The sequence below is a fragment of the Nocardiopsis listeri NBRC 13360 genome (genome assembly GCF_001570765.1).
GTDB classification, from domain to species: Bacteria; Actinomycetota; Actinomycetes; order Streptosporangiales; family Streptosporangiaceae; genus Nocardiopsis; species Nocardiopsis listeri.
Map to the genome: position 1 here is coordinate 89,013 of NZ_BCSH01000023.1, position 15,863 is coordinate 104,875.

The following is a 15,863-nucleotide window of genomic DNA, read 5'->3' on the forward strand; positions in this document are numbered from 1 at the left end:
CGTCGTGCGCAAGCCACCGATCGACCCCACGCTCCCCGGCCCCAAACTCGGTAGGGTCGGTCTGCTCTTCGTTCAGTTCATGGTGCTGATCATGTTCGCCGCCCTGGTGGGTCGTCTTTGGTACCTGCAGGTGCCCATGGCCGACCACTACCGCGAGCTCGCGGTGGCCAACCATCACCAGCAGTTGGTGGTGCCGGCCACCCGAGGCCAGATCCTGGACTCGGCAGGGCGACCCCTGGTCAACAACCGCACCGAACTCGTCGTCTCCGCCGACTACCACGAGCTCCAGGCGATGGAGGACGGGGGCGAGAAGGTCCTGACGGACCTGGCCGAGGTCCTGGACGTCCCCGTGAAGGAACTCCAGCAGCGCGTACGGTTGTGCAGCCCCGAGGTCGAGCGTCCCTGCTGGCCCGGTTCGCCCTACCAGCCCGTCACCCTCGCCGAGGGGATCGAAGGGGCGGTGGCGCTGCAGATCATGGAGAGCGCCGAGGACTTCCCCGGCATCACCGCCCAGGCCCAAGCCGTGCGGGAATACCCGCAGGGTGAGCACGCCGGACAGATGCTCGGCTACCTCCAGCCCGTCACGCAGGAGGAACTCGACGCACGCGAGGAATTGCGCACCCGCTTCACCGGTATCGACCAGGTGGGCCGGGACGGTCTGGAGGCCATCTACGACCAGGAACTGCGCGGCACCGCTGGTCTGCGCACCCTCGGGGTGAACAACCACGGTGAGGTCATGGACGTGATCTCCGACGAACTGCCCGTGGCCGGCCGCCACATCGTCACCCACATGGACGTCGAAGTGCAAAAGGCCGCCGAGAAGGCGCTCGCGGAGGGCATGGCGGGCGCACGACCCAAGTACCGGGCCGACTCCGGCGCCGCCGTGGTCCTCGACGTCACCAACGGCGGAGTCGTCGCCATGGCGAGCCTGCCCACCTACGATCCGAGCATCTGGCAGGGCGGTATCGACCAGGAGACCTTCGACGAGATCCTCAGCGAGGAGGCGGGTGAACCCCTGCTGTCCCGAGCGGTCCAGGGCACCTACCCGCCCGGCTCCACCTTCAAGGTGTCGTCGATGTCGGCGGCGGCCGAGAACGGCTACTCGCTGCACGATAGCTACGCCTGCCCCGGCTCGGTCAACCTGGCGGGGCAGAGCTACGAGAACTACGCGGGCGCCGGACAGGGGAGCATCTCCCTGAAACAGGCCATCGTCAAGTCCTGCAACACCGTCTTCTACAACTTCGGCTACCAGATGTGGCAACAGGACGGTGGCCTGCATCCCGACGGAGAGCCCAAGGAGGCCATGGCCGAGATGGCCCGCGGTTACGGATTCGGTTCGCCCACCGGGGTGGACCTGCCCTACGAGACCGGTGGCCGTGTCCCGGACCGTGAGTGGAAGCGCACCTTCTGGGAGGAGACCCGGGAGGCGAACTGCGCCCGGGCCGACGAGGGGTACCCGGACATCGCCGAGACCAACCCGTCGCACGCCTCCTACCTCCAGCGGCTCGCGCACGAGCACTGCGTCCAGGGTTTCGAGTGGCGCGCCAACGAGGCCGTCAACTTCTCCATCGGTCAGGGTGACGTCCTGGTCAGCCCGTTGCAGCTGGCCTCCGCCTACGCCGCCATCGCCAACGGCGGCACCCTGTACGAGCCGCGCGTGGCCAAGGCCCTGGTCGCCGCGGACGGATCGGACGTGGAGCCCATCGAACCGACGGTCAAGGGAGAGCTCCCGGTCAGCGAGGAGACTCTCCGCTACCTGCAGGATGCTCTGACCGAGGTGACCAAGACCGGTACCGGTGGCGGCGCCTTCGGTGACTTCCCGCAGGACAAGGTGTCCGTGGCGGGCAAGACCGGTAGCGCCGACGCCGAACAGCGTCAGGTGTCGTCCTGGTTCGCCTCTTACGCCCCGGCCGACGACCCGCAGTACGCGGTGGCCGTCCTGGTCTCCCAGGGCGGTACCGGTGGCGAGACCGCCGCGCCCATCGCGAGTGAGATCTACAAGGCCATCTACGGACTCGGGGACGGCGAGGAGTTGCTTCCCGGTGGGGAGCCCCACTCCGACCTGCCCGCCGTTCGTTCGGACGGTTCCATCGACCCGCTGGAGCCCTGATGGACACCTACAGCGGAACGTCTCGGCAACGGAACCTCGGCCGCACCGCCGCCACCGCCGCGGGGAGCGCTCGACGCCTCGACTGGGTCCTCGTTCTCTCGGTGCTCTTCCTGGGAGCCATCGGGGCGCTGCTGGTGTGGTCGGCGACCCTGCCGGGTGACGGGGGAGACCCCCGTGACTCCATGGACGCGCTCCTGCGCCATCTGGTCCACCTGGCGGTGGCGTGGGTGGTGTGCCTGGTCGTGGCGACGATCGACTATCGGACGGTGCGTGCCTACGCGCCCATCGTCTACGCGGTGACGGTCATCGCCCTGGTCCTGGTGCTCACCCCGTTGGGTGCGGTCATCAACGGGTCGCGTGGTTGGCTCGTGATCGCCGGGTTCCAGTTCCAGCCCAGCGAACTCGCCAAGATCGGGCTGATCCTGGTCCTGGCCACCTTCCTGGGTGAACCCCGGGACGGCGAGACCCGGCCGATGAGCCGCGACGTGCTGCTGTGCGTGCTGGTCGTGGCGATCCCGCTCGCCCTGGTCATGCTCCAACCCGACCTTGGCACCACCCTGGTGCTGTGCGCGACCTTCCTCGGAATGCTCACCCTGTCGAGGGCGCCCCTGGTGTGGGTGGGGAGCATGCTCGCCGTCGGGGCCGCCGGTGCGTTCGCCGTGTGGTGGTTCGAGTTGCTGGAGCCCTACCAGGTCGACCGCATCGCCACCCTGATGGACCCGGCCGCCGACCCGCAGGGCTCGGGATACAACTCCGCGCAGGCCCTCATCGCGGTGGGGTCCGGCGGATTCGATGGCACCGGCCTGTTCCAGGGTGAACAGACCCACGGCCGGTTCGTACCCGAACAGCACACCGACTTCATCTTCACCGTGGCGGGGGAGGAACTCGGGTTCGTCGGGGCCGCCGCGATCATCGTGCTGATGGGCGTGGTCATCTGGCGGATCCTGCGGATCGCCCTGGGGTGCGACCTGCCCTACCCACGGATGCTGTGCGTGGGAGTGGCCGCCTGGTTCGCGTTCCAGGGCCTGATCAACATCGGCATGTGCCTGGGCGTGGTGCCCGTGACCGGCCTTCCACTGCCGTTCGTCTCCTACGGCGGCACCGCGATCATGGCGAACATGCTCGCCCTGGGGCTGGTGTTGGGCGTCAACTCCCGCGACCGCGGTTTCGAGTACTGAGCCCGTCCGGTCCGGGCCCCGTCAGGGGCGCATCCGAAAGGGGCCCGGACGAAAGGCCCTGTGGATAACCGGCCGGAAGCCCCCTTCGGCGGTAACCTGGGAGATCCACCGCGCGTGGGCGATACCGGCCCGCGGGTATCCGGCCAGGAGCCGGGCAGACACGATGTCCGCCGATCGAAGGCCCACACCATGTCCGTCGAAAGTCTCTTCCCGCGTATCGAACCCCTGCTGAATCGGGTGAGCAAACCCATCCAGTACGTGGGCGGTGAGCTCAACTCCGTGGTCAAGGAGTGGGACGAAACCCGGGTCCGTTGGGCGCTGATGTACCCGGACGCCTACGAGGTGGGCGTACCCAACCAGGGCGTGCAGATCCTGTACGAGATCCTCAACGAACGCGAGGGGGTCCTGGCCGAGCGCGCCTACGCCGTCTGGTCGGACATGGAGGGGCTGATGCGCGAACACGGCATCCCGCAGTTCACGGTCGACGGTCACCGCCCCGTACGCGCCTTCGACGTGCTCGGACTGAGCTTCGCCAGCGAGATGGGCTACACCAACATGCTCACCGCGCTGGACCTGGCCGGTATCCCACGCCGCTCCGCCGACCGCACCGAGGACGACCCGATCGTGTTGGCCGGCGGGCACGCGGCCTTCAACCCCGAACCCATCGCGGACTTCTTGGACGCCGTGGTGCTGGGCGATGGCGAGGAGATCACCCTGGCCGTCACCGAGATCATCCGGGAGTTCAAGGAGGAGGGCGCACCGGGTGGGCGCGACGGACTGCTGTTGCGCCTGGCCGCCACCGGCGGGGTGTACGTCCCACGCTTCTACGACGTGGGCTACCACGACGACGGCCGGATCGCCGCCTACACTCCGAACCGGCCGGGGGTCCCGGGCACGGTGCAAAAGCACACCGTGATGGACCTGGACGAGTGGCCCTATCCCAGGAACCCCATCGTGCCCACGGCCGAGTCCGTGCACGAGCGCTACAGCGTGGAGATCTTCCGCGGCTGCACCCGAGGCTGCCGCTTCTGCCAGGCCGGGATGATCACCCGCCCGGTACGCGAGCGCAACCAGGACACCGTCCAGAAGATGGTGAAGGAGGGCGTGCGCAACTCCGGCTTCCAAGAGGTCGGCCTGCTCTCGCTGTCCAGCGCCGACCACAGCGAGATCGGTGACATCGCCAAGAACCTCGCCGACGAGTACGAGGGCACCAACACCGGTCTGTCGCTGCCCTCCACCCGGGTCGACGCCTTCAACATCGACCTGGCCAACGAACTCACGCGCAATGGCCGCCGTTCCGGGTTGACCTTCGCACCCGAGGGCGGCAGCGAACGCATGCGCCGGGTGATCAACAAGATGGTCACCGAAGAGGACCTCATCCGTACCGTCACCGCCGCCTACGCGGCCGGGTGGCGACAGGTGAAGCTGTACTTCATGTGCGGGCTGCCCACCGAGGAGGACGAGGACGTCCTGGCCATCGCGGACCTGGCCACCGAGGTCATTCGGACCGGGCGAGAGGTGACCGGGCGCAAGGACATCCGCTGCACGGTCTCCATCGGTGGGTTCGTGCCCAAGCCGCAGACACCGTTCCAGTGGGTCGGCCAGACCTCCCACGAGGACGTGGACGCCAGGCTGCGCAAGCTGCGGGACCGACTGCGCGGTGATCGCAAGTACGGTAGGTCGATCGGTCTGCGCTACCACGAGGGCCGACCATCGATCATCGAGGGACTGCTCTCCCGCGGCGATCGCCGTGTGGGTCGGATCGTGGAACAGGTCTGGGAGGAGGGCGGCCGCTTCGACGGCTGGAGCGAGCACTTCTCCTATGACCGTTGGGAGAAGGCGGCCGAGGTCGGCCTCGCCGGTACCGGGGTGGACCTGGACTGGTTCACCACCCGAGACCGGGACGAAGACGAGGTCCTGCCCTGGGACCACCTGGACGCCGGGCTGGATCGGTCCTGGCTCTGGCAGGACTGGCAGGACTCCCTGCACGGCGAGGAGTCGCTGGAGATCGACGACTGCCGCTGGACCCCCTGCTATGCCTGCGGAGTGTGCCCCAGTATGGGCACCGAGATCCAGATCAACGACGCGGCCGAGGGGCGTCCGACGCTGCCACTGACCGTGCTCTGACCTGCCCCTGGTGTGATGCGGGCGCACGGAGCACCGTCTCAGGACTCCGGTGCGCTCGCGTGGGAGGTGACGAAGGACCGTGTGCGCGGGGTGGACACAAAGAACCCCAGGGCACTGGTGTGTCCTGGGGTGGAAGAGTAAAATTCGCGCTCCGGGTGTCTTCGTCCTGCGGCGCGCTCGCGTTCGCTGTGTCCGTGTCGCGCTTGCGTGAGGCCGGAACGCCCGGGGAGGAAGGTGTACGGCCCGGCGCCCCGCTCGCGCCGGGCCGTACGTAAAGTAAGACTCGCGGGGGTGCCGGTGGGTTGCCATCGGTTGCGGGTTTTCTTTGGATTTTTTTTCCGGCCCTCCGTGTTCAGGTGGTGGACGCCGGTTCGAAGGACCCCTCGGGATCTGTTCGAGACTTTTCGATTCCAGGTCAACGGGGCAGGAACCGGTACGTGCAGTCCTGCCGGCGCATGTGCACCACGGCGCACCGTACGCTGAACAGGACGAGGAACAGCCCCTTTCGGGTCGCCACCGACGGCCCGCACAGAGGGGGCATGAGGAAAGGAGTTGAGCTGCCCCCCGCACACGAGGGCACCACCTCACCCTCCACCGCCAAACCCGGCCAACGACTCCGAGTCCGCTACGCCAAACGCGGACGCATGCGATTCGCGAGTCACCGTGACATCGCCCGGGCCTTGGAGAGAGCTCTACGCAGGGCCTCCCTACCCGTGGCGTTCTCCGCCGGTTTCTCACCACATCCCAAGATCTCCTACACGGGTGCGGCTCCCACAGGGGTCGCCAGTGAGGCGGAGTATCTCGAGCTCACCATGGCCGAGGAGTGCCGACCCGATCAGGTCAGGGACGCGATCGACGCGGCCATGCCCGACGGGATCGACGTGCTCGAGGTCGTCGAGGCTCGGATGACGGGCCTGGCCGACCGGCTCCAGGCCTCCGTATGGCGCGTGGAGATGACGGACGTCGACCCCGGCGACGCCGCCAAGGCGGTGGCCGACTTTCTGGCCGCCGAAAGCGTCGAGGTGGAACGGATGACGAAGAAGGGCCGACGCCGCTTCGACATCCGCTCGGCCGTACTCGATATCGACGTGTGCGACGGTCTCCATGGGCGCGCCCCAGGGGAGCGACACACGACATATGCCATACTTCGAATGGTCGTACGGCACACGACACCTGCTGTCCGACCAGACGACGTATTGACCGGCCTTCGCCACGTGGCCGACCTCGCGCCGCCGTCATCACCCACGATGACCCGGCTGGCGCAGGGGCCGCTGGACGAGGTGACAGGTGCGATCGCCGACCCGTTCGACGCGGACCGACCCGAAGCTCACACCACAAAGAGCACCGGGTCCGCACACGATGAGACGAATGATCGACGCACCCGAGCACCACGGCCGTCGTCCATGACGGGATCGCGCCCATGAGCGATCCCAACGCGGGGTACATGGGCGAAACCACAGGACTTTGCCCCGGCGACACCCTGGTGCCGCCGGCGCCGACACAGCGACGACAGTTCTCGTGAGCCGCAGCGTCGGACCGTACGCGGCCCGACGGCGCGCCCGAGAACTTTGACGGGAGACCGCCCGGATGCTCGACAACGAGCCCAAGAGCGGTGCCGACGGCACCGCGGGTACAACTGAAACAACCGAGGACACGGTGGGGACACCCCCGGTGGGGAACGGCGGGGTTCGGGTGACCACGCCCGCGCCCACCAAGGGTGCTCGCCGCGCCGCCGGACCACCCCCCGAACCCGACGACGTCTTCACGCCACCGACCACGCCGAGCACCAAGCTCGCCGGTTCGGGTGAGGGCGGAACGGTCAAGACCTCTTCGCCCACGCCGGTGCGCAGGCGCACGGTCCGTGCCGCGGGCCGGCCCGCGGACGTCCCCGCCGCCACCGGTGGTCGACGCACCCGGGTGGCCTCCGAGGACGACGACGCTTCCCGCGGTTCGGCCGACAAGAACGCCCCCAGGGGGAACTCCGGCGATGACGGGAAGGGCGGCGCCGAGGAAAGCGCCCCCCGCGGACGCACCCGCTCCCGAGCGCGCTCGCGCGCACCCAGGACCGTCGAGGCACCCGCCCCGGAAGCGGTCGAGGAAGAGGAGACCGAGGAGAACACCCCCGGCACCTCCGGCTCCCTCTTCTCCCCGCCCGGAGGCATGCTCTTCCAACCTCCGGTCGCTCAGCAGAACGTCCCGGCCAAGACCCGCAAGGTCGTCCGGGTCGAGGAAGAGGAGCCCGACGAGGACTCCGAGAGCGAGGCTCAGGCCCCTGCGGAGGAGACCGGCTCCGAGGAGCGTCCCAGCCGCCGGCGCCGTCGCCGGGGCGGTCGTGGCCGTGGTCGGTCACGCGGGCCCGAGGACAACGGTGGTGAGGACTTCGACTCCGTCGAGGACACCGACAAAGAGCGCCACAAGGACACCAAGGGTTCCGACGCCGGGGACGACAAAGGACACGACGAGTCGTCCGCCGACTCCGATGACGACTCCGACGACGAGGGTGAGAACGGGGGGAGCCGTCGGCGCCGTCGGCGTCGCCGTCGCTCCGGTTCGGGCTCCGGTTCGTCCGGAAGCGGCGAGAGCACCTCGGACGACCCGCCCAACACCGTGGTCAAGGTGCGCGAGCCCCGCCAGGAACGTCCCATCGAGGACGAGGTCCAGGCGGTCCGCGGTTCCACACGCCTGGAGGCCAAGAAGCAGCGCCGCCGCGAAGGTCGCGAGCAGGGCCGACGCCGCGCCCCGATCGTCACCGAGTCGGAGTTCCTGGCCCGCCGTGAGGCGGTCAAGCGCGACCTGGTGATCCGCAACATCGGCGACCGCACCCAGATCGCCACCCTGGAGGACGACGTCCTCGTCGAGCACTACGTCGACCGTGCCACGCACCGCTCCTACGTGGGCAACGTGTACCTGGGCCGAGTGCAGAACGTGCTGCCGTCGATGGAGGCCGCCTTCGTCGACATCGGCAAGGGCCGCAACGCCGTCCTGTACGCGGGTGAGGTCAACTGGGACTCCTTCGGTCTGGAGGGGCAGCCCAAGCGGATCGAATCGGTGCTCAAGTCCGGCCAGTCCGTCCTGGTGCAGGTCACCAAGGACCCGGTCGGGCACAAGGGCGCCCGCCTGACCAGCCAGATCAGTCTGCCCGGCCGCTACCTGGTGTACGTGCCCGGTGGTTCGATGACCGGTATCAGCCGCAAGCTCCCCGACAAGGAGCGTGCCCGCCTCAAGCAGATCCTCAAGAAGGTGATGCCCTCCGGCGCCGGCGTGATCGTGCGCACCGCGGCCGAGGGCGCCAGCGAGGAGGAGCTGGAGCGCGACATCACGCGCCTGGCCAAGCAGTGGGACTCCATCAAGCGCAAGTCCAAGTCGGCGAGCTCCCCGTCCCTGCTCAACAGCGAGCCGGACCTGACGATCCGGGTCGTCCGTGACGTGTTCAACGAGGACTTCTCCAGTCTGGTCGTCTCCGGTGACGAGGCCTGGAACACCGTCCACGAGTACGTCGACTACGTGGCGCCCCACCTCGCCGAGCGGCTCTCGCACTGGACCGAGGACCGGGACGTCTTCTCCGCGTACCGGATCGACGAGCAGATCAACAAGGGCCTCGAGCGCAAGGTGTGGCTGCCCAGCGGTGGTTCGCTGATCATCGACCGGACCGAGGCCATGACCGTGGTCGACGTCAACACCGGCAAGTTCACCGGTCAGGGCGGCAACCTCGAAGAGACGGTCACCAAGAACAACCTCGAAGCGGCCGAGGAGATCGTCCGCCAGCTGCGGCTGCGCGACATCGGCGGCATCATCGTCATCGACTTCATCGACATGGTGCTGGAATCCAACCGTGACCTGGTGCTGCGTCGGATGCTGGAGTGCCTGTCCCGGGACCGCACCAAGCATCAGGTGGCCGAGGTCACTTCGCTCGGACTGGTCCAGATGACTCGTAAGAGGGTCGGCCAGGGGCTGCTGGAGGCGTTCTCGCACAACTGTGACCACTGCAACGGCCGTGGCCTGGTGATCTCCTCCGAGCCGGTGGAGAACAAGGGCGGCGGCAACGGCGGTGGCAACGGTAACGGCAACGGCAACGGTCGCAAGAAGAAGAAGGGCAAGGGGGACTCCGAGTCCGCGTCCGACGCATCCGGCGACAAGGGCGACAGGTCGGAGAAGTCCGAGCAGCCCGCCAAGGACGAGAAGGCCGAACGGCCCGCGGCCGAGGACGATCAGGTCGACCGTCCCACCGAGGTCGCCGAGGACACCGCGGGGAAGGACGACAAGCCCGCCAGGCGCACTCGGAGCCGTAAGGCCGCCAAGGGCGAGCAGACCGACACGGTGGCGGAGACCGGCGAGCCGACCGTGAACGCCGACCAGGACGACACCGCGGGTTCGGACGGGACGGCCGAGGAGACCCCCGTAAAGAGGACCCGCAAGCGCGCGTCCAAGGCGAAGAAGGCCGCCGAGGAGACCGCGGAGGCTCCCCAGGAGGCCGGTGCCGCCGCCGAGACGCAGGAGGCTTCTGCCGAGGTCGCCGAGGCCCCGGCCAAGAGGACCCGCCGGCGCACCACCACCCGCAAGGCCGCAGAGGCCGACGGCGGTGAGGGTGAGCGGGCGACGGCGGACGGCGACGAGTCCGAATCGGCCGACGCCACCCCGAGTCCCGCCGACGATGACGCCGAAGGCGCCACCGAACGGCCCAAGCGTCGCCGCACCCGGCGGACCAAGACGACGGTGACCTCACCGGCCGGTGGTTCCGCCGTCGACGCGGACTGAGGTCGAGGCGGGATGAGAATTCGGTCCGGATCCGGTGACGACCGGGTCCGGACCGGACCGACTGTGCGGGTCTGTACCAGGGCAATGGTAATCTGATGGACGGTGCGTCGGCGCGCCCCAAGTGTTCGCGCGCCCCGAGACCGCAGTGCTCTCCACCAGGTGGGTTTGTTTCCCTCAGATCCCCACGCCCCGCTACAGGCGATTCGTGGATCGTGGCATCACGGTCATCAGTGAGCGCATTTTTCGTTGAGCGAGCAGGAAGAGAGTTCCCCGGTGTACGCGATCGTGCGAGCGGGCGGCCGACAGGAGAAGGTGTCTGTCGACGACGTCCTGAACATCGACAGGGTCCCCGAGGAGACCGGTGCCACCCTTACGTGGCAGCCCATCCTTGTGGTCGACGGTGACAACGTGGTCAGCGAGGCGAACAAGCTGAGCGGCTACACGGTCACCGCCGAGGTCCTCGGTGAGACCAAGGGCCCCAAGATCAACATCATGAAGTACAAGAACAAGACCGGTTACAAGAAGCGCCAGGGTCACCGCCAGAAGCACACCCAGGTGCGCGTTACCGGTATCGCGGCGAAGTAGGAGGCCTGGAGAAATGGCAAGCAAGAAGGGCGCTTCGTCCACTAAGAACGGTCGCGACTCGAATGCCCAGCGCCTCGGCGTGAAGCGCTTCGGTGGCCAGGCCGTTTCCGCCGGCGAGATCCTCATTCGCCAGCGGGGCACCAAGTTCCACCCGGGCGCCAACGTGGGTCGCGGTGGCGACGACACGCTGTTCGCCCTGGTCGACGGTGAGGTCAAGTTCGGTAACTTCCGCGGCCGCAAGGCCGTGAACATCGTCCCGGCCGCCGTCTAGGTCGAGCCGCGACGGTTTCTTCGGGGCGGGCCAGGGAACACTGGCCCGCCCTTCGCGTTGTCACTAAGGAGTCCCTTTGCGGACGGCGCATAGCGCGGGTGGCACGTCGCATCACGGCCCCGCCAGGAGGCGGTGGCCCCACGAGTTACGGGGAGAGCAATGCCTGACTTCGTCGACGAGGCGGTCTTGCACGTCAAGGCCGGGAACGGCGGGCATGGCTGCGCCTCCGTGCACCGTGAGAAGTTCAAACCGCTGGGTGGACCGGACGGTGGGAACGGCGGCCGGGGCGGCGACATCGTCCTGGAGGTCGACACCCAGACCGCGACCCTGCTGGACTACCAGCGCAGACCGCACCGCACCGCTGAGAACGGGACGCCCGGCCAGGGCGGTCACCGGGCCGGGGCCAACGGCGAGCACATGGTCCTGACCGTGCCCGACGGCACCGTGGTCACCAGGACGGACGGCGAGGTCATCGCCGACCTGGTGGGTCACGGAACCCGTCTGGTGCTGGCCCAGGGCGGCAACGGCGGTCTCGGTAACGCCGCGCTGGCCTCCAAGAAGCGCAAGGCCCCCGGCTTCGCCCTCAAGGGTGAGGAGGGGGAGGCCGTCGACGTGCGCCTGGAGATGAAGACCATCGCCGACGTGGGTCTGGTGGGCTTCCCCAGCGCCGGTAAGTCCTCGCTGATCGCGGCCATGTCCGCGGCCCGGCCCAAGATCGCCGACTATCCGTTCACCACCCTCATCCCGAACCTGGGCGTGGTGGAGGCGGGCACGGTCCAGTACGTCATCGCCGACGTGCCCGGGCTCATCCCCGGCGCCAGCGACGGCAAGGGCCTGGGCTTGGAGTTCCTGCGCCACATCGAGCGTTGCTCCACCCTGTTGCACGTGCTGGACTGCGCCACCTTCGAGCCCGGCCGTGACCCGGTCACCGACCTGGAGGCCCTGGAGGCCGAACTGGCCGCCTACGGGGAACAGACCGGGGTCGACCTGTCCGACCGGCCGCGCGTGGTCGCTCTGAACAAGGTGGACGTGCCCGACGCCCGCGAGCTCGCCGACATGGTCCGTCCCATGCTGGAGGAGCGCGGCTACAAGGTCATGGAGCTGTCCGCGGCCTCCCGTGAGGGCCTGCGCGAACTCTCCTACGCCCTCGGTGAGCAGGTCGCCGCCGCGCGACAGAGCGAACCGGCGGCCGAGCCCACCCGCATCGTGCTGCGGCCCAAGCTCATCGGTGACACGCCCTTCGAGGTGGTCCCGCTGGGGAACAACACCTTCCGGGTGCGTGGCGACAAGCCGGCCCGTTGGGTGCGCCAGACCGACTTCTCCAACGACGAGGCCGTCGGCTACCTGGCCGAACGACTCAACCGGCTCGGTATCGAGGCGGCACTGGCCAAGGCCGGCGCCACACAGGGGGCCGAGGTGCGCATCGGCACAGAAGAGGACTCGGTGGTCTTCGACTGGGACGACTCGCTCGACGCCGAGGTCGTCCCGTCCGGCCCGCGCGGCACCGACGCCCGGCTGGGCTGACCCGCGCGGGGACCGACCGCTCCACACCAGCCGAACCCATACAGGCAAGCGCACGGCGTCCGGAGGGGCGCCGTGCCACGGATGGAAAGTCCCTCGTGGTGCACAGCCCAGACACCCCGAACCAACACGTCGAACCCATGGAGGCGGCCGGTCGCCGTTCCGTGGCCCAGGCCCGCAGGGTCGTGGTCAAGGTGGGGTCCTCCTCGTTGACCACCCCCGACGGACTCATCGACGCCGGCCGTATCCGGGACCTGGTCGAGGTACTGGCCGCGCGCCGCGCCCTCGGCCAGGAGGTGATCCTGGTCTCCTCCGGCGCGGTCGCGGCCGGAATGAGCCCGTTGGGCATGGCCCGGCGCCCTCGTGACCTGGCCTCCCAGCAGGCCGCCGCCAGTGTCGGCCAGGGGCTGTTGGTGGCCTCCTACACCGCCGAACTCGCCGGACACGGACTCACCGCGGCCCAGGTCCTGCTCACCGTCGAGGACATGATGCGGCGCGTGCAGCACCGCAACGCCCAGCGGACCCTGCGCCGACTGCTCGACATCGGTGCCGTGCCGATCGTCAACGAGAACGACACCGTGGCCACCCACGAGATCCGATTCGGCGACAACGACCGCCTGGCCGCCCTGGTCGCCCACCTGATGCGCGCCGACGCGCTCGTACTGCTCTCGGACGTGGACGCCCTCTACGACGGGAACCCGGCCGACGAGGGAACCTCGGTGGTCCACCTGGTCCGTAGCCGGGCGGACCTCGACGGCATCGACATCGGCAGCAGCGGAAAACGCGGTGTCGGTACCGGTGGCATGGTCACCAAGGTGGACTCGGCGCGCATCGCCACCGAGGCCGGAGTGCACACCGTGCTGACCTCGGCGACCAACGCACGGGCCGCCCTGGAGGGGGCGAGGGTGGGCACGTTCTTCGCTCCGGCCGACGGCCGCCGCCCCTCCGCTCGCCAGTTGTGGCTGGCGCACGCCACCGCCGGTCGGGGGAGCCTGGTCCTGGACCCGGGAGCGGTGAAGGCGGTGGTAGAGGAGAAGGCGTCGTTGCTGCCCGCCGGTGTGGTCAAGGCGCACGGCGAGTTCAGCGCCGGCGATCCGGTCGATCTGCGCGACGAGTCGGGCGCCCTGGTCGCTCGGGGGCTGGTCAACTACGACGCCGCCGAGGTCCCCGACCTGATGGGTCGCTCCACTCGGTGGTTGGCCCGTGAGATGGGACCCACTTACGAACGCGAGCTGGTCCACCGCGACGACCTCGTGGTGCTCTAGAGCGGGACCGTGCGGAGCCGTGGGGCCGACGACCCGGTGCTCCTCTGCGGGGTCGGATCGAAGTGCCCGAGATCTCTTCCTGCCGTGTACGCCCCTTCCAAATACCGTCGTCGGTCCGTGAAAGGGTCGGGGCAAGATGTCCTGAGGAGGGTGACACCCATGTCGAGTCTGGTGACCCACCTGTTGGCGTTGGGGTTGCGGGTGGCGCGCAAGGGCCCCATGGGATCGGTGGAGGGCGCTCGTGAGTGGATGAACGAGCCCAAGGAAGAACCGTCCGCTCCGCACTGGCTCACCCGACGGCACTGGATCACGCGTCGACGGGTCGGTGGCTTCTCCACCTTCACCGTGCGTCCCCGCGGCGTGAGGGAACCGGAGAAGGCCGTGCTGTACCTGCACGGCGGCACCTACGTCAGCGAGATCTCCGGCTGGCACGGGGTCCTGATCTCGCGCATGGTCGACGCCGGGTGCCGGGTGGAGGTGCCGATCTACGGGCTGGCCCCCGAACACACCTACCGGGAGGCCTTCGGGTTCCTGCACGAGGTGTACCGGGAGCTGCTGGTGGACGTCGATCCGACGCGCACGTTGCTGGCCGGGGACTCCGCGGGCGGAGGGCTCGCCCTGGCCCTGGCACAGACCCTGCCGGAGATCGCCCTGCCCGCCCCGACGAGATTGGTCCTGATCTCTCCTTGGCTCGACCTGACGATGTCCAACCCCGACATCCTGGAGGTGGAGGGGGCCGACCCCTGGCTCAACCCGGTCGGGCTCCTGGAGGCCGCCAAGGAGTGGGCGGGCGGCGACGACCTGACCGAACCCCGGCTGAGCCCCATCTATGGGCCGGTGGCGGGCCTACCGCCCATGGACCTGTACATCGGCACCCGCGACCTGCTCTGGCCCGACACCCGCCGGTTGTACGAGCAGGTGACCCGGGCCGGGGGAGAGGTACGTCTGTTCGAGGAGGAGGGGGCGCTCCACATCCACCCGTTGCTCCCCATCCCCGAAGGGGGTCAGGCGCGGGCGCGGATCATGCGGACCGTCGAGGAACTCTGAAACACCCTCGGGGGAAGCGTTCGGTGGGCGGGGCGCCGTGGCCGTCGCTCAGGACAGCCTCCTGACCACGGGCAAGGGCAGGCGCTTCATCAGGAAACCGATCGGCACCCATGGCCACGCGGGGACGTACGCCTTGACCCTGCGCTTCTCGATGGCGGCCACCATGGAACGCACGCCCACCTCGGTCTCCACCATGAACCTGGTCTTCTGTCGAACGTGCTCGTTCATCTCCGAGCGGATGTAGCCCGGATAGATGACCGACACGTCCAGACCGGGGACGCGCTCGGAACGCAGACCCTCGGCGATGGCGGCCACACCCGCCTTGGTGGCGGCGTAGACGGTCATGGCCTTGCGCATGCCGCGCAGGGCCGACATCGAGGAGATCAGTACCAGGTGGCCGTGGCCCTGCGCACGGAAGATCTCCATGGCTGCCTCCGACTGGGCCAGCGCCCCCACGAAGTTGGTCATGGCCGTCCGCCGGTTGGCGTCGTAGCGGCCACTGCCGAGCGCGGCACCCTTGCCCAGCCCCGCGTTGACGATGACCCGGTCCACCGTGCCGAACTCGGCCGCGAACTCCCCGAAGACCCGGAAGACCGCCTCGTCGTCGGTGACGTCCAGTGCCTTGAGCACCACCCGGCGGTCGGGACACGCGGTCACGATCTCGTCCCTGAGCGAGTCCATCCTCTCCGTGCGCCGGGCGCACAGGCCCAGGTCGTAGCCGAGGGAGGCGAACCGGCGTGCCATCTCCGCGCCCAGGCCCGCTGATGCCCCGGTGATCAGGATCGTTCCCTTGCTCATGTGCGTTTCTCCGTGCCGCTCTTGGTGGTGGATCCGCCCCGGTCGAGCTTCCACGCGATGTCGAGCACCGGGGGCGGGCCGAGTCCATGGCGTCGACACTACGATCCGGGTCGGTGGCGCGACCGAGGCGGGCCACCGCGTCCGCGTCCCGCGTGTCCTGCCGGAGTCGGATCCCCCCGAGTGACCACGACCGCCCGATACGCCTC

The 15,863-nt window shown here is 68.8% G+C and carries 11 protein-coding genes; 10 read left to right on the plus strand and 1 reads right to left on the minus strand.

What is annotated here, in order from left to right; all coding sequences use genetic code 11:
• The first annotated feature begins 4 nt into the window (after positions 1-4).
• The 10 genes from mrdA (at position 5) to NLI01S_RS08865 (ending at position 14,859) form a co-directional block, all read left to right on the plus strand.
• Positions 5-2,110 (plus strand): penicillin-binding protein 2, encoded by a 2,106-nt coding sequence (gene mrdA, locus NLI01S_RS08820; RefSeq protein WP_067602084.1) that lies wholly within the window; start codon positions 5-7, stop codon positions 2,108-2,110.
• Complete coding sequence (gene rodA / locus NLI01S_RS08825) at positions 2,110-3,288, plus strand: rod shape-determining protein RodA (RefSeq protein WP_067602087.1); 1,179 nt, start codon at positions 2,110-2,112, stop codon at positions 3,286-3,288. The genes mrdA and rodA overlap by 1 nt, the downstream gene beginning before the upstream one ends.
• Positions 3,289-3,477: 189 nt before the next feature.
• Positions 3,478-5,415: a TIGR03960 family B12-binding radical SAM protein gene (locus NLI01S_RS08830; RefSeq protein WP_067602090.1), complete on the plus strand. Its 1,938-nt coding sequence runs from the start codon at positions 3,478-3,480 to the stop codon at positions 5,413-5,415.
• Between the two features lie 644 nt (positions 5,416-6,059).
• Positions 6,060-6,839 (plus strand): TIGR03936 family radical SAM-associated protein, encoded by a 780-nt coding sequence (locus NLI01S_RS08835; protein ID WP_067602092.1) that lies wholly within the window; start codon positions 6,060-6,062, stop codon positions 6,837-6,839.
• Between the two features lie 163 nt (positions 6,840-7,002).
• Complete coding sequence (locus NLI01S_RS08840) at positions 7,003-10,170, plus strand: Rne/Rng family ribonuclease (protein WP_067602094.1); 3,168 nt, start codon at positions 7,003-7,005, stop codon at positions 10,168-10,170.
• Between the two features lie 273 nt (positions 10,171-10,443).
• The gene (gene rplU / locus NLI01S_RS08845) at positions 10,444-10,755 is read left to right on the plus strand and encodes a 50S ribosomal protein L21 (RefSeq protein WP_067602098.1); all 312 of its coding nucleotides are present in this window, start codon (positions 10,444-10,446) and stop codon (positions 10,753-10,755) included.
• 13 nt (positions 10,756-10,768) lie between these two features.
• Positions 10,769-11,026: a 50S ribosomal protein L27 gene (gene rpmA, locus NLI01S_RS08850; protein ID WP_067602101.1), complete on the plus strand. Its 258-nt coding sequence runs from the start codon at positions 10,769-10,771 to the stop codon at positions 11,024-11,026.
• Positions 11,027-11,185: 159 nt separating this feature from the next.
• Positions 11,186-12,550, plus strand: a complete 1,365-nt coding sequence (obgE, locus tag NLI01S_RS08855; RefSeq protein ID WP_067602104.1) for a GTPase ObgE — start codon at positions 11,186-11,188, stop codon at positions 12,548-12,550.
• Between the two features lie 137 nt (positions 12,551-12,687).
• Positions 12,688-13,812, plus strand: a complete 1,125-nt coding sequence (gene proB / locus NLI01S_RS08860) for a glutamate 5-kinase (RefSeq protein WP_190318405.1) — start codon at positions 12,688-12,690, stop codon at positions 13,810-13,812.
• A 159-nt stretch (positions 13,813-13,971) separates the two neighbouring features.
• A complete protein-coding gene (locus NLI01S_RS08865) occupies positions 13,972-14,859 on the plus strand; it encodes an alpha/beta hydrolase fold domain-containing protein (protein WP_190318401.1) in 888 nt (295 codons plus the stop codon).
• 48 nt (positions 14,860-14,907) lie between these two features.
• Here the strand turns inward: NLI01S_RS08865 and NLI01S_RS08870 are convergent, their stop codons facing one another.
• Positions 14,908-15,657, minus strand: coding sequence for an SDR family oxidoreductase (locus NLI01S_RS08870; RefSeq protein WP_067602107.1), 750 nt, complete (start codon positions 15,655-15,657; stop codon positions 14,908-14,910).
• Positions 15,658-15,863 lie beyond the last annotated feature (206 nt).